At 39.0% G+C, this 25,162-nt stretch carries 35 protein-coding genes and 1 pseudogene; 5 read left to right on the top strand and 31 right to left on the bottom strand.

Annotated features, from left to right (window positions below):
• Positions 1–147 precede the first annotated feature (147 nt).
• The 3 genes and pseudogenes from M3225_RS07945 to M3225_RS07935 all read right to left on the bottom strand — a co-directional run bounded on the left by M3225_RS07945 (position 148) and on the right by M3225_RS07935 (position 2,590).
• Positions 148–1,284 carry a GAF domain-containing sensor histidine kinase gene (locus tag M3225_RS07945; RefSeq protein WP_251392317.1) on the bottom strand — a complete coding sequence of 379 codons (1,137 nt, stop codon included), beginning with the start codon at positions 1,282–1,284 and terminating at the stop codon, positions 148–150.
• Positions 1,285–1,391: 107 nt separating this feature from the next.
• Positions 1,392–1,937 (bottom strand): annotated as a pseudogene (locus M3225_RS07940) (GNAT family N-acetyltransferase).
• 338 nt (positions 1,938–2,275) lie between these two features.
• Complete coding sequence (locus M3225_RS07935) at positions 2,276–2,590, bottom strand: hypothetical protein (RefSeq protein ID WP_251392316.1); 315 nt, start codon at positions 2,588–2,590, stop codon at positions 2,276–2,278.
• A 526-nt stretch (positions 2,591–3,116) separates the two neighbouring features.
• Between M3225_RS07935 and M3225_RS07930 the strand changes: the two genes are divergently transcribed.
• Positions 3,117–3,263 carry a YjcZ family sporulation protein gene (locus M3225_RS07930; protein ID WP_251392311.1) on the top strand — a complete coding sequence of 49 codons (147 nt, stop codon included), beginning with the start codon at positions 3,117–3,119 and terminating at the stop codon, positions 3,261–3,263.
• Between the two features lie 315 nt (positions 3,264–3,578).
• Here M3225_RS07930 and M3225_RS07925 read toward each other — a convergent pair whose 3' ends face one another.
• From M3225_RS07925 to M3225_RS07915, 3 genes are all read right to left on the bottom strand, one after another.
• Complete coding sequence (locus M3225_RS07925) at positions 3,579–4,025, bottom strand: GNAT family N-acetyltransferase (RefSeq protein WP_251392309.1); 447 nt, start codon at positions 4,023–4,025, stop codon at positions 3,579–3,581.
• 20 nt (positions 4,026–4,045) lie between these two features.
• On the bottom strand, positions 4,046–4,429 hold the full coding sequence (locus tag M3225_RS07920) for a MerR family transcriptional regulator (protein ID WP_251392307.1): 384 nt from the start codon (positions 4,427–4,429) through the stop codon (positions 4,046–4,048).
• A 368-nt stretch (positions 4,430–4,797) separates the two neighbouring features.
• Positions 4,798–5,733 carry an aldo/keto reductase gene (locus M3225_RS07915; protein ID WP_251392306.1) on the bottom strand — a complete coding sequence of 312 codons (936 nt, stop codon included), beginning with the start codon at positions 5,731–5,733 and terminating at the stop codon, positions 4,798–4,800.
• Between the two features lie 275 nt (positions 5,734–6,008).
• On the opposite strand from M3225_RS07915, the gene M3225_RS07910 reads away from it, so the two are divergent.
• Entirely contained in the window at positions 6,009–6,224 is a 216-nt protein-coding gene (locus M3225_RS07910) for a hypothetical protein (RefSeq protein ID WP_251392302.1), read from the top strand.
• A 38-nt stretch (positions 6,225–6,262) separates the two neighbouring features.
• On the opposite strand, the gene M3225_RS07905 is transcribed toward M3225_RS07910, so the two are convergent.
• Positions 6,263–7,189 (bottom strand): DMT family transporter, encoded by a 927-nt coding sequence (locus M3225_RS07905; RefSeq protein WP_251392301.1) that lies wholly within the window; start codon positions 7,187–7,189, stop codon positions 6,263–6,265.
• A gap of 108 nt (positions 7,190–7,297) precedes the next feature.
• On the opposite strand from M3225_RS07905, the gene M3225_RS07900 reads away from it, so the two are divergent.
• The gene (locus M3225_RS07900; protein WP_251392300.1) at positions 7,298–8,197 is read left to right on the top strand and encodes an AraC family transcriptional regulator; all 900 of its coding nucleotides are present in this window, start codon (positions 7,298–7,300) and stop codon (positions 8,195–8,197) included.
• A 30-nt stretch (positions 8,198–8,227) separates the two neighbouring features.
• Here M3225_RS07900 and gvpU read toward each other — a convergent pair whose 3' ends face one another.
• The 16 genes from gvpU to M3225_RS07820 form a co-directional block, all read right to left on the bottom strand.
• On the bottom strand, positions 8,228–8,644 hold the full coding sequence (gvpU, locus tag M3225_RS07895) for a gas vesicle accessory protein GvpU (RefSeq protein WP_251392299.1): 417 nt from the start codon (positions 8,642–8,644) through the stop codon (positions 8,228–8,230).
• Between the two features lie 23 nt (positions 8,645–8,667).
• Positions 8,668–9,549, bottom strand: coding sequence for a GvpT/GvpP family gas vesicle accessory protein (gene gvpT / locus M3225_RS07890; protein ID WP_251392298.1), 882 nt, complete (start codon positions 9,547–9,549; stop codon positions 8,668–8,670).
• Between the two features lie 36 nt (positions 9,550–9,585).
• Entirely contained in the window at positions 9,586–9,888 is a 303-nt protein-coding gene (gene gvpJ / locus M3225_RS07885) for a gas vesicle protein (RefSeq protein WP_251392297.1), read from the bottom strand.
• Positions 9,889–9,909: 21 nt separating this feature from the next.
• Positions 9,910–10,194 (bottom strand): gas vesicle protein K, encoded by a 285-nt coding sequence (locus M3225_RS07880; protein WP_251392296.1) that lies wholly within the window; start codon positions 10,192–10,194, stop codon positions 9,910–9,912.
• The gene (locus M3225_RS07875) at positions 10,148–10,435 is read right to left on the bottom strand and encodes a gas vesicle protein (protein ID WP_251392295.1); all 288 of its coding nucleotides are present in this window, start codon (positions 10,433–10,435) and stop codon (positions 10,148–10,150) included. Before M3225_RS07875 ends, M3225_RS07880 begins: the two co-directional genes overlap by 47 nt.
• Positions 10,436–10,452: 17 nt before the next feature.
• Complete coding sequence (locus M3225_RS07870) at positions 10,453–11,262, bottom strand: GvpL/GvpF family gas vesicle protein (protein WP_251392294.1); 810 nt, start codon at positions 11,260–11,262, stop codon at positions 10,453–10,455.
• Positions 11,263–11,529, bottom strand: coding sequence for a gas vesicle protein GvpG (locus M3225_RS07865; RefSeq protein ID WP_013057993.1), 267 nt, complete (start codon positions 11,527–11,529; stop codon positions 11,263–11,265). It lies immediately after the preceding gene.
• A gap of 1 nt (position 11,530) precedes the next feature.
• Entirely contained in the window at positions 11,531–12,298 is a 768-nt protein-coding gene (locus M3225_RS07860) for a GvpL/GvpF family gas vesicle protein (RefSeq protein ID WP_251392293.1), read from the bottom strand.
• Positions 12,299–12,312: 14 nt separating this feature from the next.
• Positions 12,313–13,239: a gas vesicle protein GvpN gene (gene gvpN / locus M3225_RS07855; RefSeq protein ID WP_251392292.1), complete on the bottom strand. Its 927-nt coding sequence runs from the start codon at positions 13,237–13,239 to the stop codon at positions 12,313–12,315.
• A gap of 28 nt (positions 13,240–13,267) precedes the next feature.
• Positions 13,268–13,534: a gas vesicle protein GvpO gene (gene gvpO / locus M3225_RS07850; protein ID WP_013057996.1), complete on the bottom strand. Its 267-nt coding sequence runs from the start codon at positions 13,532–13,534 to the stop codon at positions 13,268–13,270.
• A 75-nt stretch (positions 13,535–13,609) separates the two neighbouring features.
• Positions 13,610–13,876 (bottom strand): gas vesicle structural protein GvpA, encoded by a 267-nt coding sequence (gvpJ, locus tag M3225_RS07845; protein WP_013057997.1) that lies wholly within the window; start codon positions 13,874–13,876, stop codon positions 13,610–13,612.
• A 19-nt stretch (positions 13,877–13,895) separates the two neighbouring features.
• Complete coding sequence (gene gvpQ / locus M3225_RS07840) at positions 13,896–14,369, bottom strand: gas vesicle protein GvpQ (protein WP_251392291.1); 474 nt, start codon at positions 14,367–14,369, stop codon at positions 13,896–13,898.
• Between the two features lie 25 nt (positions 14,370–14,394).
• A complete protein-coding gene (gene gvpT, locus M3225_RS07835; protein ID WP_251392290.1) occupies positions 14,395–14,871 on the bottom strand; it encodes a GvpT/GvpP family gas vesicle accessory protein in 477 nt (158 codons plus the stop codon).
• Between the two features lie 60 nt (positions 14,872–14,931).
• Positions 14,932–15,192, bottom strand: coding sequence for a gas vesicle structural protein GvpA (gene gvpA, locus M3225_RS07830; RefSeq protein WP_013058000.1), 261 nt, complete (start codon positions 15,190–15,192; stop codon positions 14,932–14,934).
• A 448-nt stretch (positions 15,193–15,640) separates the two neighbouring features.
• Entirely contained in the window at positions 15,641–16,120 is a 480-nt protein-coding gene (locus tag M3225_RS07825; protein WP_251392289.1) for a general stress protein, read from the bottom strand.
• Positions 16,121–16,218: 98 nt separating this feature from the next.
• A complete protein-coding gene (locus tag M3225_RS07820) occupies positions 16,219–17,439 on the bottom strand; it encodes an MFS transporter (protein ID WP_251392287.1) in 1,221 nt (406 codons plus the stop codon).
• Between the two features lie 109 nt (positions 17,440–17,548).
• On the opposite strand from M3225_RS07820, the gene M3225_RS07815 reads away from it, so the two are divergent.
• Positions 17,549–18,418, top strand: a complete 870-nt coding sequence (locus tag M3225_RS07815; protein ID WP_251392285.1) for a LysR family transcriptional regulator — start codon at positions 17,549–17,551, stop codon at positions 18,416–18,418.
• 27 nt (positions 18,419–18,445) lie between these two features.
• On the opposite strand, the gene M3225_RS07810 is transcribed toward M3225_RS07815, so the two are convergent.
• The 5 genes from M3225_RS07810 to M3225_RS07790 form a co-directional block, all read right to left on the bottom strand.
• Positions 18,446–18,925, bottom strand: coding sequence for a DUF2798 domain-containing protein (locus M3225_RS07810; RefSeq protein WP_251392283.1), 480 nt, complete (start codon positions 18,923–18,925; stop codon positions 18,446–18,448).
• A 268-nt stretch (positions 18,926–19,193) separates the two neighbouring features.
• Entirely contained in the window at positions 19,194–20,438 is a 1,245-nt protein-coding gene (gltP, locus tag M3225_RS07805) for a glutamate-aspartate/proton symporter GltP (RefSeq protein ID WP_251392281.1), read from the bottom strand.
• 199 nt (positions 20,439–20,637) lie between these two features.
• On the bottom strand, positions 20,638–20,976 hold the full coding sequence (locus tag M3225_RS07800) for a zinc ribbon domain-containing protein YjdM (protein ID WP_251392279.1): 339 nt from the start codon (positions 20,974–20,976) through the stop codon (positions 20,638–20,640).
• Positions 20,977–21,067: 91 nt separating this feature from the next.
• Entirely contained in the window at positions 21,068–21,268 is a 201-nt protein-coding gene (locus tag M3225_RS07795; protein WP_251392275.1) for a hypothetical protein, read from the bottom strand.
• A gap of 33 nt (positions 21,269–21,301) precedes the next feature.
• A complete protein-coding gene (locus M3225_RS07790; protein WP_251392273.1) occupies positions 21,302–21,484 on the bottom strand; it encodes a hypothetical protein in 183 nt (60 codons plus the stop codon).
• Positions 21,485–21,711: 227 nt separating this feature from the next.
• Between M3225_RS07790 and M3225_RS07785 the strand changes: the two genes are divergently transcribed.
• Positions 21,712–21,957: a hypothetical protein gene (locus M3225_RS07785; protein WP_251392271.1), complete on the top strand. Its 246-nt coding sequence runs from the start codon at positions 21,712–21,714 to the stop codon at positions 21,955–21,957.
• Between the two features lie 122 nt (positions 21,958–22,079).
• Here the strand turns inward: M3225_RS07785 and M3225_RS07780 are convergent, their stop codons facing one another.
• From M3225_RS07780 to ggt, 3 genes are all read right to left on the bottom strand, one after another.
• Positions 22,080–22,691, bottom strand: coding sequence for a CBO0543 family protein (locus M3225_RS07780; RefSeq protein ID WP_251392268.1), 612 nt, complete (start codon positions 22,689–22,691; stop codon positions 22,080–22,082).
• A gap of 38 nt (positions 22,692–22,729) precedes the next feature.
• Entirely contained in the window at positions 22,730–23,230 is a 501-nt protein-coding gene (locus M3225_RS07775) for a CBO0543 family protein (RefSeq protein WP_251392266.1), read from the bottom strand.
• A 215-nt stretch (positions 23,231–23,445) separates the two neighbouring features.
• Positions 23,446–25,056, bottom strand: coding sequence for a gamma-glutamyltransferase (gene ggt / locus M3225_RS07770; RefSeq protein WP_251392265.1), 1,611 nt, complete (start codon positions 25,054–25,056; stop codon positions 23,446–23,448).
• Positions 25,057–25,162: the final 106 nt, after the last annotated feature.

Genomic DNA, 25,162 nt, shown 5'->3' with positions numbered 1-25,162 from the left:
TGTATGAAATAAGTCATTACTTTTTTCTTAAACTATTCATGTTCAATCATCTCCTTTTTCTTCAAATATACCATATTATTCCTTTTCGTGAAAGTTCAGAAAAAAAGAAAGGATGAGTACGTACTCTCCTTTCTTTTTTGTTTCATCTTAAAGTGTCAAAGGAAGCTTCACCGTCACCACTGTCCCGTTCTCATTACTTTCAATCGCAAGCGTACCGTTATGCTCGTTGATGATGGTTTTACAAATGGAAAGCCCTAACCCCATGCCGCTTCCATCTTTTGTTGAGAAAAATGGGTTTCCTACTTTATTAATAATGGATAGCGGAATGCCAGAACCGGTATCTTGAATGTCAATAAAAGCCCAACCTTCCCATTCTTTGATGATCAGATTTACTTCGCCTCGTTTCTTTTTCTCCATTGCCTCGATGGCGTTTTTCAAAAGATTCATAAACACTTGTCTCATTTGAGCAGGATCGATTGATACAAGCGGAATGGCTCCTTCTATCCTTACGTTCATTTCGACATTGTATAGCGCCGCTTCACTTTTCAAGAAAGCAACGGTATCGTGAATAACTTCTACAATCGATACGTTTTCTTTTTTAGGAGCTGTTGGCTGCGTTACAAGCAAGAAGTTATTAATGAGTTCATTCATACGATCTAGTTCATCAAGAACAATTTTTTGAAAGGGCTCAGCCTGATCATTTTCATTAAATAAAAATTGGATAAAGCCCCGCACCGACTGCATGGGGTTTCGAATCTCATGAGCTAGTCCTGCTGCTAGCTGTCCTACGAGCGCTAATTTATCGAGCTGCAGAATTTTCTCTTCAATTTTCGGCAAAACAGCCGCTTGATTTTTATAAATAATATGAGACAAAATACCAGCCAGTCGGTTTAATCCTTGGATTTCACTTTCGCTAAACTCATAAGGATCCGGATCGACCGCACATAAGGTACCAAACATTCTCCCGTCTTCTAGCACAATAGGTGTTCCTAAATAAGAACCTACCCTAGCACCATCAATGATGGCTAAGCTAGACGTTCTGACATCGCGTTTTGTATTGGGAATAACAAGGGGTTCATCGCATGTGACTAAGTTGCATACCGCAAGTTCTAACGGCAGGGTCAGTCCATCTTCTACAAGACTTCCCCCTTCTTTATTAAAGGCTTTCATAACTGAAAATTGTTCGTCGAAAATCCCTACAAACAGCGTCCTGCTTCCGACTACTTCGCTAGCCATCTGCAATACATCCCAAACGGCTTTTTCATTGATGTTCCTCTCTTCCATTACCTTGGTCACCTACTATTTAAATATAGACTGTTCTATTCTCTTATTCTCATTATAAATTTTAAATTCGAAAACGTATATCAAAATTTTAAGAACTCGTTTATTTCTTATATTTCATCGTTGGGGTTAAGGATAGCCAAGACTTGATGGTCTTCCCATATGCCATTAATATTTACATTTTTTCTAGCAATTCCTTCCCTATGAAACCCTGCTTTTTCTAGTACGCGCTGAGAAGGCAAATTACGGGGCATGACACCGGCTTCAATGCGGTGAAGATGTAACTCTTCAAACGCATAGCTAACAAGCGCTTTTACGGCTTCTGTTGCATACCCTTTTCCATTATGATGCTGCTCTAGAAAATAGCTGATAAATGCGTTTTGTAAAGATCCGCGCAGCACTTAAAAAAGACTAATGGTGCCAATCAACTTATTATTCTCTTTTTGAAAAAGACCAAAATAGTATTCTTGATCGTTTTTCCTGTTCTCTTCGTGACGCTGAATTTTTTCTACTTGGCTTTCCAACGTATAAAAAGAATCCTCTCGAATTATAGAAAACTGTTCAAAGAAGTGGCGATTATCACTTTGTAACCGAAGGCTGTCAAGCGCATCGTTGACAGTTAACGGGCGTAAATAAATAGTATGACTTTCGATCATGCTATCTCTCTCCCCTTTTTGCTTCTCACAGAAAGTTGTGTCAAAAGAATGCTTAATTAAAGTTTTCCATTTTCTCACATAGTAAGCGTTTCTTTCTAGAATGTAAAGAACAAAACGTACGGTTCTAATCTCTTTTCTTTATCCCTTTCTGCTACTATTTTTATTTCTTCACTATGTAAAAATCAAAAACCACCTGGAAAAATCACCAAGTGGTTTTTATATTAGATGGGGTGCACGTTCTGATTAACTGCGGGTGGATAACCGTATGTTCAAAAACAGATTTCTTTACAAAAAAGAATGACGATAAGAAACACTTACCCTGGCTTTTTTATTTACGTTTAACAGCAGCCGCCGAAGCCATATCCGTAACCGCCATAGCCACCATACGGATAACCACCGTAACCGTATCCGTAGCCACCATAGCCATATGGTGATAACAGTGAGCCAGCTACTAACCCTCCTGCTAAGCCTCCTAAAAATGGGCCTCCAAAGCCAAAGCCGAATGGTCTGCCAAAGCCAAAACCAAACGGGCGTCCGAAACCAAACGGTCTGCCAAAGCCAAACGGTCTGCCAATAAACCTTTCATCTGCGTGTTGAAGTTGATGATGATCTTGAGAATACATAGTAGGTAAAAAATGCATTTCTGAATTCATAAGAGAAACCTCCGTTTTTTTTGTTTTTTTTGCTTTCACCCAAGAATATGCATTTACCTATTCGCTGTCTTGGGCAAATATCTTAGTTATGCTGAAAATAAGGGAAAAGAACTACGAAAAAAATGCAAATTGTTATGTTCATATGAAAATGAACTTGATTACGCTTTAGTACCTAATGCATATAAAAAGAAGCGGATCATGCTTCACTTAGATTGGTATAAGGAAAGTACTAACGTTTTTATTTCATGGTAAAAAATAAAAAGCCGAAGAAAAAATACTTCGGCTTCTACTTCATTATGTACGCAGGCTAAGGAGGAAGTGGTATTAGCCTGCTTCGTTATAACATGGGGGCTCATATATGAGATCTTGGGATGATTCATCCTATGTAGAAAGTGAAAAAAAGTACCGTGTCCATCTTATTTTCTTTTCTTTTTTTTATTTCCACTGAAATTGTTGGATATTTTTGGAGCACTTTTGCATTTCGGGCATATGTTAAAAATGTACTCAGAACTTGGAGGTGAAATATATGGGCTTCTATGGTGGCTGTGGTTATGGCGGTTATGGTTACGGCGGCGGCTGCGGGTATGGCAGTGGCTTTGCTTTAATCATCGTATTATTCATTTTATTAATCATCATCGGCTGTGCTTGCTGGGGAGGATTTGGCGGTTGCTAATTATTAGAAATAATAATGAACAGCTTCATTTCCACTAATTTTTTTACCAAAAGCTAGCTTTCCACTTTATTATGAAAAAGCAGTGTCCACATAATGGGCACTGTTTTTAAGTGTGCGTATGAACCGGATAATAATGAGACTCACCACTGAGAAAAGCTACAGGCTTTTTAATCTATCATTCCTTGTTTATCGCTTCTCATTACCTTATTTTTCTTGTTCATACTTCCTTTTTTTCTACATAGTAATAGATAAAAAGATTAATTAAAAAGAGAGTCACTCTGCAACTCTCTTCCTGCTCTATGTAGATACTAAAAATTACACAAACGCTTTTTTCAAGACGACACGCTGATTATTTACAGTATAGCCGTTTCTTTCATAAAACGCCTGTGCAGCTCCTCCAGTCGCTGTTAAAAGATACAAACTGTTGATATCGTGCTTTTGAAGTTCGTTCTCAAACCGATTTAAGATAGCTGAACCGTATCCTTTTCCTTGCACGCTCGCGCTGACGCAAAGTTCGGCCACGTAAAAGGTCATACCGCTGTATGATTTTTTCGCATGACCTGCAATCATTCCAATCAAATCTCCTTGGTCGTAAAATAAATAGCCCATAAATTTAGGTGTGTTCAGTAAATCAGTCAGCCTTTCTCTAGCGGAGTCTTCTTTCCACGGCTCATTCCAAGGTTTTTTTGTAAATACATTCATATACAAGTTAATGCACTGCTGCATATTCTCTGCAGTAAGAGGTACTACTTTTTCGATCATTTTTACGCTTCCTTTTTTGTTTAGTTTGAAGGCTTGTTAACAATTCGCTCGTACATTTCCGGCAGATGCTTGATTTTGTAATCAATGGTTTCAAGTTTGTGATGAATTTCTTCGATTTCTTTTTGCACTGTTTTTTTATGATCCATCAGCATTTGAAGACTTTTATCAAGCACGGCATTTTCAAGCGTACAGTTTTCAATGAGCGTCCGAATATCTTTAATTTGCATACCAGTGCTTTTTAAACAGCAAATTAAATCGATCCATTCAATATCTTGTTCTTTAAAAATGCGATTCCCTGACGCTGTACGATCTAAAAATGGAAACAGCCCTTCTTTATCATAATAGCGAATGGTATAAATTGTAACGTTCAATTTCTTCGCAACTTGTGAAATGGTATACGTCATACTGCTTCCTCCTACATCTTAAACTTCTCAGAAAAACATGGTGAGTTTGCCTTGACCTCTAGCTATCTCGAGGATTTATTCTTTTATAGTCTTCTTCATTGCGCTCTTTATGCTGCGGGCTAAACCGTTTGTACAAGCAGCAACATATTTAAACCAGAAAGGATGATACGATGAATACTGCTCACATGATGCTTACCATTGTAATTGGCGGTTTTATTGCCTTTTTATTAGGTCTTGGCATCACAAAAATAATTGAGCTGCTGCTGCACTTTTTTCTATCCTAACCAGCAGGTCCCTATCGTAAAACGCAGGTAACTCCGTTCCATATCCGAACGGAGTTACCTGTTTTATTTTAAGGACTAAAGCGCTTAAGGCACCATGTTGCCAGCGGCTTTATAAATATCATACCATTCTTCGCGCGTTAACTTGATTTCTGAACCTTTGCTTGCATCTTTCATGCGTTGAATATTTGTAGTACCAAGCACTACTTGAATGTTTGCAGGATGAGTTGTAATCCATGCAACGGCAATCGCTGTATTCGTCACGCTATATTTACTTGCGATGCGATCAATCACTTCGTTTAACTTTCCAAATTTCTCTTTATCACCTAGGAAAGGTCCTTCAAAAAATCCGTTTTGGAACGGCGACCATGCTTGAAGCGTTATATCGTTTAAGCGGCAATAATCAAGCACGCTGCTGTCGCGGTTAACAGCTTGGTCAATTCCCATATTTAAAGAAATACCGGAATCAATAATTGGCGTATGTGCGATGCTGAACTGCACTTGGTTTACGACAAGCTTTTGATTGATGTATTTTTCAAGCAGCTGAATTTGCGCTGGGTTGTGGTTCGACACACCAAAGTGACGTACCTTTCCGCTGCTTTGAAGTTCATTAAATGCTTCTGCTACTTCTTCAGGGTCCATTAGCGGATCTGGACGATGCAGTAATAAAAGATCTAAGTAATCTGTTTTTAAACGCTCTAAGCTGCCGTTAACAGAGTCTATGATATGCTTCTTTGAAAAGTCATAGTAATTTTTCGCTGAGTTAATGCCGCATTTACTTTGAATCACCATTTTTTCACGAAGACTTAGATTCATTTGTATAGCGTTTGCAAAATATTCTTCGCATTGTCCTACATAATCAGGACCGTAAATATCAGCATGGTCAAAAAAGTTAATTTCTTCTTCCATCGCTGTGCGGATTAGCTTCTCTGCTTCTTGTAAAGAAAGCTCTGTTAAACGCATGTTTCCCATAATTAAATTTGATACGTGTAAGTCAGTATTAGCAATTGTATGATACTTCATGTAAAGCCCCTCCTTGAAATGATACTACTACAAGATAAACCATAGAGTTAACTCTAGGTCAAGCAGAAAGAATAAAAGATTTTATAAGCAGCGACGGCAAAACACCCTATCTTTTTTGGTAAAAAGATGAAATACTAGGTTGTGCTGTGTGAGAAAAGTCACTGCCGCCGCGCATTTCATTTAGTAATATATGTTACGTTCTTTTCTTCCTTTTTATCGAAGATTATTTCATAACAAACCATACATCAATCTATCAGCCAAAGGAGCCTATCATTATGCAGAAAACGAAAGCAAAACGATTTGAAATACATTATTCCGTTCTAAAAGATGAAGCCAAAATTAAAGGAACTTTTATGATAGAATCTGCTAAAAACCGAGATGACGCGTCAAGACTTGCTAAATTAAATGTCTCTACAAAAGAAAGAGTGTTTATTCAATATGTAAAGATTTTAAAAGTTAAACGAGTTTCTACAGCTCCGGCAGCAAAGTGACATTCATCTGCTCCTTCTTTTAGCAAGCAAGCCCCCATTTATACGGAAAGTGAAGTCTCAGAAGACGCTTGTTTCGTTCGCGTCAGCAATAAAACCAAGCCAATAATACAGGCTGTGCCCATCCATTGATAAAAACCAAAAGGCTCTTTCAGCCAAACAACGGTTGTGAAAACGGCGGCTAAAGGTTCTAAACTTCCAAGTAAACTCGTTTCTTTAGGCAAAAGACTGTGCAGGCTTTCTACATAAAACCAAAAAGCAAACATCGTGCCAAAAATAATGATAAATAAAACATAGACATAGGTTATTGGTGATAAGCTTGACATCTCTAGTTGCCACGGGGGATGAATAAAGCTCATTACACTTCCCCCAATTACCATTGACCAGCCAACGATGACAAGCGAACTGTACTTTTTGATTAGCGGCACCGCATACAACGTATAAAACGCTGCCGCTACACCTGAAAAAACTCCCCAAACAGCGGCAGATACAGGAACAGACAGCTGAGAAATAGAGCCATTTGTTAATAAAAAAAAGCAGCCTCCTAGTGCGAGCAGTACGGTGATAACGTCTTGTCGCGTAAATATAGACTGCTTGCGCAAAAGCAAATAAATGATAATCATCACCGGTGATAAATACTGCAGCAGCGTAGCTACTGCTGCATTTCCATGCTTAATAGAAGTCATATACGTATACTGAACAGCAAGCATACCAACTATCCCAAAAACTACGAGCTGAAAAGCTGACTTTCGATTCTTCCATACTCCAAATACCTGAGAACGGTTACTTTTCATGAATGAAATCATTAGCAGCAAAAAACCCGCAATGAGCAACCGTACTGAAACAAGCCAGTCCACGCTGATTTCAAATTCTTGAAAAAGCTTTTGAGCAACTGTTCCTCCCATCCCCCAACATATAGCTCCAGTTGTTACAAAGAAGAACCCTTTTTTTCTGCTGAGATTGTTCATCTTTCATCCCTCACTTTTATTATAAGAATAGTGTTATAATAAGTGAAAAATCAGGCGAAATATACGCATATTACATTAAAAAATATAAATATATTGAGGTGACTATGTATGCCAGCAGCCCATTTTAAAATTGGTGAAAACTTAAAAGAGCTAACGACCCATCGCACCGTTGAGCTGCCAGTAGCATGTTATCAAACTACGATCGGCGATCACATAAACGGCTACATCCCTCTTCACTGGCATGATGAGCTTCAATTTGTGTTGGTTATAAAAGGTGATGCGTCTTTTCAAATAAACGAAAAAACAGTGACTGTAAAACAAGGCCACGGACTGTTTATTAACAGCGGATGTCTTCATATGACCGAAGACATACACAAATCCGGCTGCGTGTACATTTGCTTAAATGTTTCTCCTCATTTTCTTATGCCGAAAGAGCTTTTTACAAATTACGTCTATCCCTACATTCATGCAACGAACCTATCACATCTATTAATTAATCCTAATCAAGCATGGGGAAACAACATTTTAGAGTCTATACATAGGATATACGTATGGATCCACAAGCAGCCGCACCACTATGAAATAGAGATTGCATCAGAGCTCACTATACTTTGGAAAAATTTAATTCTTAACGGTTTGCAGCTAAAATACAATGAAAAAGAGATGATCAAAAATCAGCGGATGAAGCAAATGCTTAATTGGATTCATTTGCACTTTGCTGAAAAGATTACGCTCGATGATATTGCCAAAGCCGGTCAATTGAGCCGTTCTGAATGCTGTCGATATTTTAAGAAAATGTTAAAAAAAACGCCTTTGACCTATGTATTAAACTATCGAATTCAGCAAAGCTTAGTCCTATTGCAGCAAGCAGAAGCAAATGTGACAGATGTCGCCTATCAAGTAGGATTTAATAGTACAAGCTATTTTATTAATCAGTTTCGAAAAGAAATGAAGATGACTCCGCTCACGTATCGAAAAAAGAAGCTACACATCTCATCACATCACTAAAAAACGGCGGGACAATCACCCCGCCGTTTTTTATGAACTCTTTTTACTCGTCGTTTTTGTGTCAGAAATCTTTCCTAAGAAAAACCCGTCTACTTCTGCTATTTTCCCTCTCCAAAAGATCTTTCCTTTAGAAGGAGTGGACTTACTGTCTCCACAGTAAATCTTTGTATTTTTCAAATGAATAAAATGGGCTTCTGCTTCTCCGTTTGATTCGCTAGCTTCGCTTGCTAAAGAGAATTGTTCGCTTAGCGCCTGAGCCACTTCACTGCCTTCTTCAAACGTTTCGCTTAAGTAATCAAAGTATTCTTTTGCTGAAATCATGGTACCGGAAATCACAGCGCCGTTTACATTTAATGAAATATCAAGTGAAAAGCCGTGTTTATTAGAAGCTTTCACAAAGTATTCAAGCGTATTGTCTTTAGTTGAAAAAGAAGGTCCTGTACTCATGTATTTCTTTCCTCCTTTATACCTTAGGCTGTTGTATCGTCTTCACTAGAAAGAGATGTTGCGTCTTCATCTTCTTCGTCCGTGTTTTTCTTTGCTTTTGTATTTTTTGATTTTTTAGCTGTTGATTTTTTTGGTTTAGTTTCTTTTTTTTCTTCGCTTTCGTCGTCTTCGTCTTCATCTTCATCTTCTTCTGTTTTTACTTTTTTATTCTTTTTGCTTGAGCGAGAATCTTCATTTTCTTCCTCGCTGTCTTCGTCACTTTCTTCTTCGTCTTCTTGCTCATTTTCTTTTTGATTTTTTTTACGAGACTTAGACGTTTCTTCTTCGTTTTCATCGTCTTGCCCGTTTTCTTCGTTCTCATCGCTCTCTTCTTCGTCGGAATCTGTATCTTCCGCTTCTTCATCTTGATTTTTATTGAGGCTAAGCTCAACAAGCATGTTCATTTTTTCTTCAAGCTGTGATAAACGATCTTGAAGAGTTTGGTTTTCTTCTTTTAACTCATCGTACTCTTGAACGTTATCGTCTTCTGTTTCGCTACTAGAAGAATTTACGTTTTCTTCATCATCTTTTGACTTATCTTTATCTTTTTTAAACAAGCTTCCTGCAGATGTTTTCAGGCTGGCTACACTGCTTTTTGATTTTTCTTTTACCTTTGATCCTAAATCCGATGCTTTGCTTTTTAATTCGTCTGTATCAATGCGGTCAAGAAGACTTTTTCGATTTTCAGGAGTAGATACATATCCAATCGTTGCGCCGATGATGCCTCCTGCTACTGCTCGTTTGATTGGGCCGCTGCTTGTTGTTTTGCTTTCTTTTGACCCGTTCTTTTCTTTTGAAACGTTTTCCTCGTTTTTATTTTCCTTGTTTTCTACCTGTGCGTTATCTAATTTTGTTTCAGTTGCCATTGTAAATCCCTCCATTTTTTAAGTAGCGTACAGTTTTTAACGTTCCGTTTCTATTTTTTCTTCAAGCACTTTTAACCGCTCATGCAGCATTTTATTTTCTTCTTCGAGCGCTTTACTATTAGCTCCTTTTGAACTGAGATACGGATCATTTTCCCACCAGTCCATGCCAATTTCTTTTGCTTTATCAACCGAAGCCACAATTAAGCGTATTTTTATCGTTAGCAGCTCGACATCTGCAATTCCTACGGTGATGTCCCCCGCTATAACGACTCCTTTATCCAAAATCTTTTCGAGCACATCTACAATCGTACTTGACTGCATATTATGTTCGACTGCCATACTGTTCCTCCTATTGACCGCTTAAAGCAGGTTGCCTAGCGGTCCAAGATCAATATTTAAATCTTCTGCATCCAGACCGAACACCTCTTTCAACTCGTCCATTTTTTCTTCCAAGTTCATTAGTGCAATTCCTAAGTTTTCAATTTGTTCATCCGTCAACGTTCCACCCTCCACCCGCCTCATGGCATAACGTTCAACGATTTGCCTCAATAGCTCAATAACCGTCATCACAAGCTGAGATAAGCCGTGTTCAGCTTGATCAGGATCCAAGTGAATTCGTCCATTTGCTTGGCTGACTGGTTGCATCCATTAATTCCTCCTTTTGTTTATCAAATTGTTCAGAAGTGATCGGTTTGCGATTTCCTTCCTTTGCTTGCACAAGCGTTTCAACCGAAGAAATAAGCACTCGCAAATCCAAATACACTAAATCGACGCCAGCTATGGAAATGATCAAGTCTCCTTTAATGGCGACTCCTTTATCTAAAATGACATCTAAAATATCGATAAGAGCAATATCTTTATTCTCCATGGATTCTTTAAGAGACATGAGTTTGATTCCTCACTTTACGCAAAGCTGGAAAAATGATAGGGAGGCCAAGGTCCTGTCACTTCAAACTTCCAACCTTTTTTTTCAAGCTTTTGCTGCAGCTCTTCAATTTCATCTACAAAACGATTAATTTGCAGAGACGGGAGAAGAAACACGCTGTTCCACGCCATCTGTTCAGCTGCGCCCGTTACGTCTTTGCTCCAATTCTTTTTAACAGAGTCATAAAGTGATAGTTCTTTTAGCTTGTCATGTATCTCTCCACACACTCTGTTTTTGTGAAGCTCTACTTCTTTTTCAATTAGCTGATCTATTTTTTTCTTTTCAAAAAACTGTCTTCCTGGTGATAAGTGACTAATTTCTTGTTTTTTCGCTTTCACGCTTGAATTCGTTTCGCCGATTTGTTTTTTTAGCTCTTTATCATCACAGTAAATTTTCACATTCCACTCTTCATTTCCTTGAAGCAGCGTCAGTGAATTCTCTATCTTTTCTTTGCTGATCTCAATAGCTGCTTGCAAACTCTCTTCGCTTTTATAGATAGTGCAAAATTTTAATGGAATAATCGTAAATTCTTCGTACAGAGCGGCTACCGTTTCGTGATGATGAAATGCCTTTTCCTGCAGCCAGCTCATATCCTGCTCCATCTTTTCTTGAATTACTTCTTCTGAATAAGTGTCAGCATCTAGCTTAGAAACCACAGCTGTCACCTGATCAATCGCAATTGGGCACAGTGAATGTTCTCCGTCAAACCCTTTATAAGATGGAAACGGCTCTATGGATGCTGCTTCTTTTGTTGGAATTAAACCGTATAGATACAGTAATTCTCCCATCTAGGATTCCTCATTTCTTTTTTGTGTTAGCTCTTCCCATTGTTCAATTTCTCTGCGTTTCGCTATTTCGTACCTCATTAACAGTTCATCTTCTTTTTCTTGAAACGCTTCTTCCGGAATTTCACCAAGCTCAAACATCATTTGAAGCTGAATGAGTTTTTGTTGAATCGTCGGAAGATCGTATAGCTGTTTATCAGCTTCTTCCTGTACTTTTTCGCCGATTTTCACTACAAGGTTAATAGGTGCGGTTACTAACTTATGAAGCACGTTATTTCTCTTCTACTTTTAGGCGAATGTTCACAAAATTATAAGCAGGCCAAGGACCGCTGTAATGAAAATCGGCTTTGTCTTTCCAGTTTTCATGCGCTTCATTCACTTTTTCATCAAACTTCGCTTCATCTTCACGGTTAATTAAAAAAGACGCGTTTAAGAGCATCGTTTCGCCCGTTGGCTCATTTGCTTTTGCTGCTTCCGCTGCTTCTTCAAGCGGAGAAAACACCTCTGTTTTGACTTCTTTTTGCAGGGAAGTAAACATTTTTTGAGCAAGGCCTCCAAGTTGAATACGCTCATAATAACCGGCTGCTTCTGATTTTCCTTTTACTGATGCTGACACTTTTTCAAGTTCAGGGTTTTCGTTTACTTTTTTCTCGAGCCATTCTTTTTTTCCGATTACTTTTAAACCGACTTCAATTTTTCCTTTAATGGCTGGAAACAGCTTTTCAAACTGCGGATAAAGGTTTTCTAAAAGAACTTTTACATCTTCTTTTGATTTGAATACATTCCCAAAGCTGATTGGAATAACCGTATCATTTTTGTCCATGATTGCTGCTACTGCGTTTTGATGCATTAATAAATTTTGACGATTAGGGTGATAAATTTTCATCGGTACTTCAGCTGCTACCATAGCCGCGTCTTTGTAGCGAATTAAAAACGTTTCTGACTTTGTCCCTTCTACTTCGACCGAGCCAAAACCTTCGTCTTTATCCGTTTGAATCGCGCTAAAAATATAAATACCTGTTTCGTTCTGTTCACTCATGTTTTCAAGCTCCTTTACTTTTCTTCAATGTCTATATTCTTGCACTCTTCTAAAATGATTTTTTCGGCTTTGCTTTTTGCATTTTCTTCGTCTAAACATCTGGTAAGCGGATGACGCAAGATATCTATACATAATGTTTGAAACGCTTCGTCATTTCCATCGATAGCAATGTCTTGCTGTGCGGCAAGGGTAGCGATCATGAGCGAAGCACGCAAGCTAAGTCCGCTGCTGTTTTCATCTCCAGAGCGGTCTCGAACGTTTGTTACGAGCGTTACAATTACGCGCGCTTCGTCTTCTTCTACGTCCGTTTTCTCTGTTAAAATCGCTGTCTCTCTGTCGATGTCTTTATAATCAATAAACATGGTAATTAGCCTGTCAAGAAGCGCATCTTGCGTATCATATACGCCAGCATACTCGGCTGGATTGCTTGTGAAGATGACGCGAAAATCGGGATGCACGCGCACAAAAGGATCGGTTATTTTTACTCCATACAGCGGCAGCACGCCTTCTTCTAATATCGATAGAAAGATATTATTCGTCGCCGGCTTAGACCGAGTAAATTCGTCGTAAATCAGCGTATAACCATTTTTTACAGCTTCAAGCAATCGGCCATCCTGCCAGTTTTCACTCACTTGTTCATCTTTTTTATAGACGGAACGAACATACTGGTCGATCACTTTTTTGCTCGTATAGCCTGTAAAATCTCCAATTAAATCTTTGTTGTTGAGCTCGTGATTTCCGTGCATCAGCATCACCGGGCGCTTTCTCTTTTTAGCAAGTGCTCGCGCTAAAGAAGTTTTGCCTCCGCCGGCAGGACCTGTAAAATGAATGGAATAGCCGGATTTTAAATAGCTCAGCGCTCTTGAAAGAACCTCTTTGGTCTCGTCATCTTGTATAAAAGCTCCACTGCCTTTTCTCCTTTTGTCTGTTAAGACGGTCATTTTTACGTTCCTCCTGCCATCTTATCGTTTATGCTTCAATGCCAATGGCGCTTCTATATCTGACGTCGAGTCGTTTGAATGAGATGACTTCTTTTTCTTTATTTAAAAAGCACTCGTATGTCCCGAGCATTTCATCTTTGGCGTATTTCTTCATATATTCTCGTTCTTCAATCACTTCAACAATAACTCTCCAACCTTCATCTTCAGTAGCTTCCACCGAGGTGATTTTATGAGGAGGAGCTACGTGTTCACCGAAAAAGTCGTTTACAGCTTGCATAATTTTTTTAATTTCCATTTTTAGTAGCCTCCAATAGTTATATCTAAAAGCTGGAACCACCCTCAAAAAAGGAAGGTTCCATATTGCTTCATATTAAATACTAAAACGCGGCTGTCCTTCACTTGAATTTGAACGTTCAGGAAGACCATTTTCTTCTACATCGTCACGAAGAAGCCCAACTGCTTCTGCATAGCGCAGCCACGTATCAACACTTGCAATAACCACTCGTGCTTCAATCGTTAAAATTTCAATTCCTACCACAGATACTCTTGCGAAAGCATCAATGACAATTCCTTTGTCCAAAATACGGTCAATTACTTCTGCTAAACTTGAACTATTAGTACTTTTTTGAATAGACATTTCCCATTTCTCCTTTCGCTTATGATCCCATTGTTTTTAAATCTGTAGATGATTTAATATCATTGGAACTTTTAATAGTAGTAGAGCTTTTAATATCAGTTGCTTTTTTAATCTGATTTACGCCTTTTATTTTCCGCTTATTTTTTGACTTATCTTTATCGTCTGAAGAAGAAACTTTTTCTTGAAAGTCCTCTCCAGCTTCTTTCACATCGCTAAGCTTATCTTTTACTGATAATAAGACGTCTTGAAGCTTTTCTTTTGCTTCTTCCCCTTTGCCGTGTACCTTTTGGGCATTTTTCTCTTTTGTTTCCTGCAGTTTTTCTGACACTTCATTTGCTTTTTCCTGCAGTTTCCCTTCGGTTTTTTCGACAAACTTTTCTTTCGCTTTTTCTTTAAGCTTTTCTTCTACCTTTTCCTTAACAGGTTCAGGCGTATGATCAATGATCTTTTTTCCTGCTTTTAAGGCTGCTTTCTCCACATCTTTTTTATCCATGAAATTCCCCTTCAGGACGAATATCTTACTTTTTAGCGTCCATGAGTTTGTTTAGCATCTCTTCAATGCGCTGCAGCTGGTCGTTCATATTTTTATTTTCTTCTTTTAATTCTTCATACTGAGACGTTTCCATTTCTGTGCTTTCGCTGACTTCTTCCTGCGAATCCGCCTGTTCATTTGATGCATCTTCTTTTTTCTTTTTAGGTGCCAGCAGCTTGCTTAAATTGTCTTTTTCAAGATAGCCTGTAGCTGTCTGTCTTAACGCCCCCATCGCTTGCTGCGTTAGAATATCCTGTGCGTTTCGCCTTAACTCTTGTCCTGTCGCACGTACAATTTCTGATTGTCCTAAGCGACTGAGTACTTTTTTACTCGTTTGCGGACTTGAAAGAAGCCCAATTCCTGCTCCTACTACGCCTCCTAAAATGGCAAGATTTAAAGAATTTTGCGTTTTTTCTTCTTGCTGCTGATTTTGTTGTTTTTCGTTTTGATCAGTTGTTGTCATGTTCCATCCTCTTTTCTCTTATTATTATTTATTTAATGAATTTTCTAATGATTAAAAGATTTAAAAACTAAGCCCTGCTCCTCGCTCCTCTGTTCGGCCAGGCAGCCCTTCTTCTTCTACTTTGTCGGTTAATAACCCTACGGCTTCCGCATAGCGAAGCCACGTATCGACACTTGCAATAACGACTCGTGCTTCAATCGTTAAAATTTCAATTCCTACGAGTGATACTCGAGCAAAAGCATCGATGACAATCCCTTTGTCGAGAATTCGATCAATCACTTCTGCCAAACTAGAACTATCTGTACTTTTTTGGATACTCATTTTTAGCAGCTCCTTTCGAAATTTAGCTAAATGAATGATGCTACTAATCAACCTGCTTAACTTTTTAAGTAAACATACTTTTGAAATATACTTTTTAGCCTTCATTCAAACATGAATAATTTGCTAAAAAGTAATTCTTAAAAATAAATTAGAAAATTATTCCACTAAGTATAATAATTAACAGTTAATTTATGGATAAATATTTTAACCAAACCCTATTGTTAAAGCTTTTATCAAGAATCTGACCCTAAAATAAAACAATAAATACATTATTGTTACAATAATATTACATTGTAATTCTAGGCATATTATCGCTCGATGCACCATGAAGTATTTGTATTTTTTTACTATCATGGAATATTATTGTTATTTTAATGTACTTAAGAAAAGGCAATGCATAAAAAAATCTGCCGCAATTGCGACAGATTTTGACTACATATCATAAGCTCTATAGAATCATTCCGGTTAAAGGCGCTTTCGGGTTTCCGTCATAATCTGAATCTGTTTTGTCTACTAGAACAAGCAAGCTGCCTTCTTTGACTGAATCATTATATTGTTCAGCCTGCTGTTTTGGAATTTCCATACCCACTAAAATACCTGAGAGTCCTCCTACGCTCGCACCAGCTGCTGCACCTGTTAATGTAGCTACAATCGGACCAGCCGCCACAATTGGGCCTATTCCCGGTATTGCAAGAGCTCCAGCACCTGCTAATATTCCGGTCAAGCTCCCTAGCGTACCTCCAGCAAGCGCTCCAGTTGCTGCACCTTCTGCTTTTGTATTCGTTTCTTTCTGAACGTTTTTGGTCTTTTTATGTTTACCGATGATAGATATTTCTTCCGATTCATATCCTTCTTTTTTTAAACTCTCTACAGCATGAATTGCTTCTTGTTCCGTTTCATATACTCCCACAACATTTTTTGCTTCCATACTATCCTCTCCTCATTAATGTTGTGTGTACCCAAGAGCATTACTTTGAAACGTTTTAAAGAGTGAGTATTCCTAGTCAAATAGCGCTAAATCACTATTCATTTAGTGACTTTTTTATTTAAAAATGGATGAACACGCTCTTTTGTTAGCCATATTCCTCCGCATGCAATTAAACCTGCAGACGTACTAAAAGCCAGCGCATAGCTCTGGAGCCAATCAACAAGGAGCCCAAACCAAACCGGTGCAAGCACAATGGCAAATTGATTGAGCGTTAAAGCGATGCTTACAGTTAAACCGATAGTACGATCATCCGCTTTTTCTGCTATTAACACGATAAATAAACTAAACCAGCCAATCGCAAAAAAACCGAGGCTAAAGCAAACTGCAGTTAGTAGCCAAAAAGGCAAATCAAATCCAATATAAGAAATAGCTATTGTTAGTCCTGCAGCCATCCAAACCGTCACTTGCAAAGGAGTCCTTCGATTTCCGTTATACACATGGTCACTTACCCAGGCTAAAGCAATTCTCCCAATCATTCCGCCTAACAGTGTGATGCTCAGTAACATGCCCGCTGAAGCAAAATTCATCTTCAAGGCTTTCGTTAAATAACTTATAAAGTGCGCGACGATAATCATTTGAAGAGAAATCATTGAAACACCCACGAAGAACAGGGGATAGAGCGTTTTATCTTGAGAAATGCGCTTGATTTTTTGACGAAGCGTAAATGTTTCCTTTTTTTCTGACGATGATGAGTATTCTCGATAGAACACTAAAAAAAGAAGACCACCCCCAATAGCTGCCGCAGCCTGTACAACCACAGCTGAATGCCAGCCGTATTGGTGAAACAGCACTGGTAATGCCGCTGAAGCGACAGCGCCTCCAATTGGTATCCCCGTTTGCCGAATCCCCATGGCAAGACCTCTATGATGAGAAGGAAACCACTTCACCACCGCTTTGCTTCCTCCTGGCTGTGCTGTTCCATACCACACACCTGCTGCGAGAAGCACGCCTGTTAAATACATATAATGATCAGCTCTATAGGCAAAAAGCATGCTTACCCCCAGCAAAATAGATCCTCCCCCTACAAGCCACCTTTCTCCATAACGATCCATCCAGTTTCCAAAAAACAGCATTGAAAAAATCGGACCAATTTGAACAGCTGATACAAGCAGTCCTGTTTGAAACTGCGATAAATCATATAGTCTTTGCCAAAACGCTGCCAATGGTCCCGCGCCGTACGTGACAAACGTTGCACACGCCTGAGACACAGTGGCAATAAATAAAATTATCCACTTATAAGAAGCTTTTTGTCTGCTCATTTTCTCTCCTCCACCTCTACTTTCAGTGTAGAGAAGTGATGATATCATGTAAAATAAGGAATAAAGATAAAAGTCATCAATAAAAATGATAGCTGCAGGAGGAGATTTTATGGATATAAAAGATTTGCTTGTTTTTACAACGGTAGCAGAAGAAAAAAACATTTCAAAAGCAGCCAAAAGCTTAAGCTACGTGCAGTCGAATGTGACGATGCGAATTCAGCAATTAGAAGCTGAGCTGGGTACACAGCTATTTGAACGAAGCGGTAAAGGCGTCACTTTAACTTCTAGCGGAGAGCTGTTACATCGTTATGCTGAACAAATTCTGCGTTTAACCAATGAAGCCACTGCAACTGTGCAAAGCAGTGCCCATATACCGATAGGTCCTTTAAAAATAGGTGCAACTGAATCCACTGCGGCTCTTCGGCTACCGCCTTTTCTTTTTAATTATTGCACTACCTACCCTGATGTAGACTTCGTTTTAGAAACACATACAACCGATGTTCTTATTCAGCTGGTTTTAGCCCGAAAACTTGAAGGGGCATTCGTTGCAGGCAGCTGTGAACATCCTGATATAAACACTTTATTTATTCAAGATGAAGAGCTTGTACTTGTGAGCCGCCATCCTCTTCCTTCTCTTTATAGCCTAAACGACATGAATCTATTAGCTTTCAGCAGCGGATGTGCATATCGACATACATTAGAAATGCTGCTGACAAGAGAAGGCGTGTTTCCAAAACGCATATTAGAATTTGGTACGATTGAAGCGATTATTGGGTGTGTAAAAGCAGGTATGGGCGTAGCTGTGATGATGAAATCCATTGTATCTAACCATGACCATTCATTAACGTTAACTCCGCTACCACAGCCATATAGAAAGGTCCCCACTTTTTTTATTACACGGAAAGATACCTTTGTATCAGCGTCTTTACGTGAATTTTCTTCTCTTCTTACCGAACAGCTTTGCATAACAAAACCCTAAGAAAATATGCGTTCTTAGGGTTTTGTTTTAAGCAGCTGCCGGATTCTTTTTCACAAATTTCATAAACAGTCCGCGAACTAAAGGTCCCATAATCAGAAGCTGAAGCGGGTATGCCACGATAAAGTTTTTAATAACGATAAGTGCATAGCTTGAAAGAAGTGGCTCTCCATCTAAACCTTTCGTAAGTGACATCGTAATTAATCCGTATACAGACATGCAAAGCACCATTCCTATAACCATACATGATGACAGAATCAACACTGTTTTTAACTGTTTCGATTTATCAAACGGCAGTGAAAATGCTACTTTTTTCGCTACGGGACCTACTAAAAAAGTTTCAACAATCAGCGCAATCACAAACGTAATGACTAAGTTGAAGAATCCTTCTGCCAGCGTGATATGCCCGATGACGTCATTTATTAACATGTTATAAATCGTCATGACAAGCACCATCCCTCCGCACATCATCATTCCGAAGTACATACTTTCTTTTTTAGTTGTTGGCACATTCCTCATCCTTTTCACATTTATTTTTTCACTTGGATTAGTATAGCTTTTTAGAATCCTCCTTCGTAAGTGAACAATTTGTGAACATTTATCTAGAAAATCCCCTGTGGCTAAAAAACAGTCACAGGGGATTTTCTAGACTTAAGCGGCTGGTGCTCCTTTTGTGAGGAGGGCTGAGTACGGTACATCACTCTAATCTACATCATTAATAAATGTTTGAGACATTAACAGAAGAACCCCGCTTTAGGGGCTAAAGCGGGGTTTGATTTTATAGAGATTCCGTGTGAGACCCGGGCGGAATTGGAGTTTGGGTACGAAATACTTTTTCCCATTTTGAGACGACGATACAGGCAATAGCATGACCTGGAACGTTGACTCCTGTTCTGGCCATATCCATGATGCGGTCTACTCCTGCAATAATTGCCACTCCTTCAGCCGGCAGACCTACTGCGTTGGCTGTTGCTAAAAGCACAACAAGTGAACCTGACGGGACAGCCGCAATTCCTTTACTTGTCATCACTAGTATAAGCATCATAAATAATTGCTGAGTTAATGGCATGTCAATATTAAAAGCCTGTGCTAGAAAAACGCATGAAACGGATAAATACAAAGTAGATCCGTCACAGTTTAACGACAGGCCCGACGGAATAACAAACGACACGACACGTTTAGGGCATCCGTACTTTTCCATTCGCTCCATCAGCTGTGGCAGCACCGTTTCCGTACTTGTTGTTGAAAATGCAATAAGAAACAAATCCCAAATCATTTTGAATACTTCAAAGTAGTTGAATTTGAACAAAAACCCAACAATCGGAAATAAAACAAATAAAATAATAAAAAGACCTAAAAAGACGGTTCCGATTAGCTTCAGCATTGGAAGCAGAAGTACGATACCGTATTGCCCCACAGAGGCAGCCATTAACGCTAGTACACCAAGAGGAGCTGTGACCATAACAATTTGCGTTAACTTAAACATAATTTTAGCAGTCGATTCAAAAAATTTCATTGCAGGTTCAGATGCTTTACCAACTCCTGAAGCCGCCACACCGAATAAAATAGCGAAGAAAATCACGGCCAGCAAATCATTTTTCGCCATCACATCTACGATATTTGTTGGAATGATGTTCAAAATCATTTGTTTAAAATCTACGACTTTGTCGGTATACTGAGACAATTCACCGATATCTTTTTTAACAAGATGAGAAAGATCGAGGCCTATTCCGGGCTTTAACAAATTCACTAACAGCAGCCCGATTCCTAATACGATGGTAGTAATGATTTCAAACCAAATAATCGTCTTTAACCCTAGACTCCCCATTTGTTTCATACTACCGCTTCCCGCAGCACCTATGACGATGGTTGAAAAGACAATCGGCACCACAATCATTTTAATAAGGCGGATAAACCCGTCCCCTACCGGTCTTAAAGCCATCCCGAAATCCGGAAAAAAGTGCCCGATGACAGCTCCGATTACTAATGCAATTAAAATTTGAAACGCTAAAAACTTTTTCACATTTCTACCTCCCCTTTGACTTCATGAAATGGACGTCCATTCCACTAATATCCAAATCCTCAGACACTTTATGTAAGTTCGGGACATTTAGCTAGATTCCTTCTAAAATAGACAAATTGGTCTATATATTTCACCTTGTCCGTTAAAATACATAAAAAAGCCAGGGTGAAGTTATTCTCCATCCTGGCTTTTTTAATCTTTATGCTTTTTTAACAAACTGAGATTTTAAGCTCATCGCTCCAAATCCATCAATTTTGCAGTCAATGTTATGATCGCCTTCTACTAAACGAATGCTTTTTACTTTCGTTCCGATTTTTACAACCGATGAGCTTCCTTTTACTTTTAAGTCTTTGATAACGGTAACTGAATCTCCGTCTTTTAAAAGATTACCGTTTGCATCTTTTACAGTAAGCTGTTCTTCAGCCCTTTCTGTTTTTTCATCTTGCCCCCATTCATGCGCACACTCCGGGCAGACGAACAGGTTTCCATCTTCATATGTATACTGTGATTGACAGCTTGGGCAATTAGGTACATTCATTTTCTTTTCCTCCAGCAACAGCTCGTAAACGATAGCACGGTCACGAGATTACGTTTTTTTATCTGTTTTATACTGTCACAGTTTTATAAAATTAACAAGCTTTTCTATTTTCTTGCCGCTGATGTTTTCTTCTCCACATAAGTGAGCCGATAAACAGAACAAAACCTGCACCAAAGGCAAGTAGCTGATCTAAAAAAAGGTCACCCGTTTTTAGATACCGAATAATAAATAATCCCCCAAACATCAGCATCAGCATACATGAAAACCGAATGAGGTATGAATTGATTTCCATTTTTCATTCCTCCTCTTTGTAAGACTTTCTTCGTTACGAAAAAAACACGTACCATACGCCAAATGTAACCGCGTATAACGGTAAAATGACGACTAGTTTTTGCTTCCATCCTTTAAAAAAGGAAGCATTACGAGGCGCAAACCAAAGCTCTAACGTACCGTATAACAGCAGTGCTCCCGCTGCTAGTATCGCAATCACAGTCTCTCCTAAGTCCATACATACTCCTCACTTTCATTCTACGCACTTGAAGCTAAGCGCAGTGTATATGGTAAGTGTCATCATTATAAACAAGCTTATAATCGTGATGCGTACGGGCTTTGAATCCTCTTCTCTATTATATAATTATTACCATTATATCATAATAAAAGCATTTTTGAGACTTTTTATACATGTTAATTATTGGATAATAAAAATTAGACACAGAGAAAAAAGGGGGGATTTTTTTGAAGAAAACTCAGCTTATTTTTTTTATTACACTGCTTGTTGAAGCTGGATTAATCTATGCGTGCTCATCTTTTTTGTTTATCCGCTTTATTGAACTTATGTTTTTTAGCGGACTTTTGTTTTCAGTTTTGACTTTTTGGTTTTCAAGTAGCGGTAGTAACAGCGCTCATTCCTATTATAAAACTCATTCCATGAGGTTAATGTCTGGAGCGAATATTGAACATAATCCGTTTCGTTTGCGCTGAACAGCTTATTTTCTTGCTTCTTTAAGTTTTATGGGAGTGGGACTGATTTTTTTCATTCTTTTGCTAACGGATGTTATTCCTCCCGTGGGTTAAAAACCCTGCTCTTTACAGAGAGCAGGAACTTACGAGAACAGCTTTAGAAACAGGCATTTGCGTTTTACTTTATTAGCAACAGCTTGAGTCACATGATCTTTTAAAGGTCGATTCAATATTCGCTTCAGCGGATGCTTTAGCATCCGTTTGCTTACGGGAACTTTAAAAATAATGCTGAGAACCACCGTTGCCAAAACTGAGAGCAGTAAGACAGCAAAAGGCTTTTTTTGAAACCATCTGGAAAAGATAAGCATCATTACATAAATAAGCGCTGACCATCCTAAATGCCAGCCGTGTCTAAATGTTATGCCCTTACATCTGAGTCCGAGCCATTCTACAAATGAAGCTGTACATACCCATTTTGCGATATACTTCACCTGCTTGACGAGTGTAGGCGGATAGGTAGCTAAGAACGACAAAATCATGAAAGGCGTAATGAACATGAGGTGCAGTATGCGCAGCCCTTTTAATGAAAGGTGGGAAGATTTAAAATCCCAAAGCAATTTATCGTTACATAGAAAGTAGTAGAGAATATTAAAAAAGCTCACGTATAAAACCCCAGCATACAGCTCGCGGATTTTTTTCCACGTTTTCTTTTGGATATTTTGAAAAACCAGCCATAGAAGGACAGAAATATGCACCTTTGTTCACCTCTCTAACGTCGTTTTTAGAACCTCTGCTATTGTATTTTCGTTTCTTCCTGCTTCTTTTCTATTTTACGAATCCATCCAATCAGCAGCCGGTTAAGATATGATTTTAAAGTCACGCTAGTAAAGGTGTGATACCACATCCAGCCTGTTTTCCACTCGATGAGCTTCGTTCGTTTTTCAGCCCAAAATTCAATAAAAAACATTGGAATCGTAAAAAGCACAATTTTATATAAAACTTTTAACCCTTTATCGTAATACGTAGCCTGATTAATCATGACGGATATTATGGGATACAGCAAAAAGTCGAACAAGACATTAATTCTAAACTGTTTTTTTAGCAAGCGAGTTGGATAGCGAATAAGGTCGTGAGCTACAATAAAATTATCAATAATACCATTTGTTAACGCGTTAAATAAATAGGCAAGCAGCCAGTCTTTAATCGGTGGTTTTCTAAATAAAAAAAGGAGAAGCCCTAGGGCGATAATGAGCATTACACGTAAAAAATTCACTTCAAACTTTTTCTTTCTCATCACCTTTTCGCTCCTTTCACCAAGTGTTGTTAGCATATTCTCATGTCAATTGGCAGCTTGAAACGGCTGTTCTAACCACGTTCTCCTTACATACGTTCATTTTTGTTTTAGTTTTAAGTTCTTTAAAAAGATTTATACATGCGGTTGAGACATGAAAAAAGCCCAACTCTAATCAGTACGGGCTTCTTCCTCCACCTATTCTGTTTTTTTAACCGTTACCATCCAGCTACAAATCCATCCGTTCGTGATTCACTTCCTCCGCATAGCACGCCGCTCTCAGGATCTCTCCAAATAATCTGTCCGCGCCCAAATGCCATAGAATCCACGGCTACTTCAATTTTATGTCCTTTTCGTTCAAGCGCTTGTGCTACGTGGGATGGAAAAGCCGGCTCCACAAGCACCGTTTTATCTTTTTTCCACTGCCATCTTGGCGCGTCTAAAGCGGCTTGAGGATGAAGATGAAAATCAATCGTATTCATGACAACTTGCATATGTCCCTGCGGCTGCATAAAGCCTCCCATCACGCCAAACGGTCCTACGGGCGCATTATTTTTGGTGAGAAAGCCTGGAATAATGGTATGAAACGTTTTTTTATTAGAAGCAAGGCAGTTATCGTGATTGGGATTCATTGAAAAATTGTGGCCGCGGTTTTGCAAGGCAATTCCCGTTTCTGGCACAACGATTCCAGAACCGAAACCCATATAATTACTTTGAATAAAAGAAACCATGTTTCCTTCTTCATCAGCAGTGGCTAAATACACCGTTCCGCTTCCAACAGGTTCTCCTGCTTCAGGCTGCAGGGCATGTTCTTCTATAAGGCTGCGACGATAGCTTGCATATGTATCAGACAGCAGTTCGCTAACTGACACGCTCATTTTTGCTTCTTCTGTAATGTATTTTTCTCCATCCGCAAACCCAAGCTTCATCGCTTCTATTTGTTTATGATACGTATCCACGGCATCTTTTTCTTGAAACTCAAAGCCTTTTACGATATTTAATGCCATTAACGCGATAAGTCCTTGACCGTTCGGAGGAATTTCCCATACATCATACCCCCGGTAGTGAGCGGAAATAGGATTCACCCACTCCGGTTCGTAAGCAGCCAAATCTTCCTTGGATAAAAAGCCGCTATATTTTTTACTGAATGCATTAATACGATCCGCAAGCTCACCTTTATAAAACGCTTCTGCATTTGTTTCGCCAATGAGCTGAAGCGTACGAGCATGATCAATAGATGACCACATTTCTCCTGCTTTTGGTGCTCGTCCGTTTGGGGCAAACGTTTGAAACCACGATTCAAATTCTTCGCTTGTATGTATTCGTTTGAACGTATCGTAAGCTTGTTTCCATTGTTTAGCGAGAGTAGGCGCTAGTGGAAAGCCTTCCTTGGCATATTGAATGGCAGGCTGCAGCACTTGAGAAAGAGGCAGTTTACCAAATCGCTTCGATAAAGCAGCCCAAGCAGCCGGAGCCCCGGGAACCGTAACGGGAATCATTCCGTACTTAGGGATGTCTTTGTATCCTTTTTCCTTCAGCGCATCAATGGAAATAGACTGCGGAGAAGGTCCGCTAGCGTTCAATCCGTACAGCTGATTATTTGTCCAAACAAGCGCAAACGCGTCTCCGCCGATTCCATTTGACGCAGGCTCTAATACTGTAAGACTCGCTGCTGCCGCGATTGCTGCATCAATTGCATTACCGCCTTTTTTTAAGATATCAAGACCTGCCTGCGATGCGAGCGGCTGAGATGTGGATACCATTCCTTTTTTAGCATAGACCGGAACTCGGCAAGATGGATATGGATGATAATGCGGATCATAGTTCATAAAAAGCTCCTCCTCTTTCAAACGTCAGTTACGTCAAATCCCTAAATTTATTTTAATTTTCTAAATAATTTAACTTCTTAATTTCACCATATTTATAACGCATCGG

This window comes from Priestia aryabhattai, assembly GCF_023715685.1.
GTDB lineage: Bacteria > Bacillota > Bacilli > Bacillales > Bacillaceae_H > Priestia > Priestia aryabhattai_B.
The sequence above is the reverse complement of the archived record's forward strand: the minus strand, read 5'-3'. Positions and strand labels throughout refer to the sequence as shown.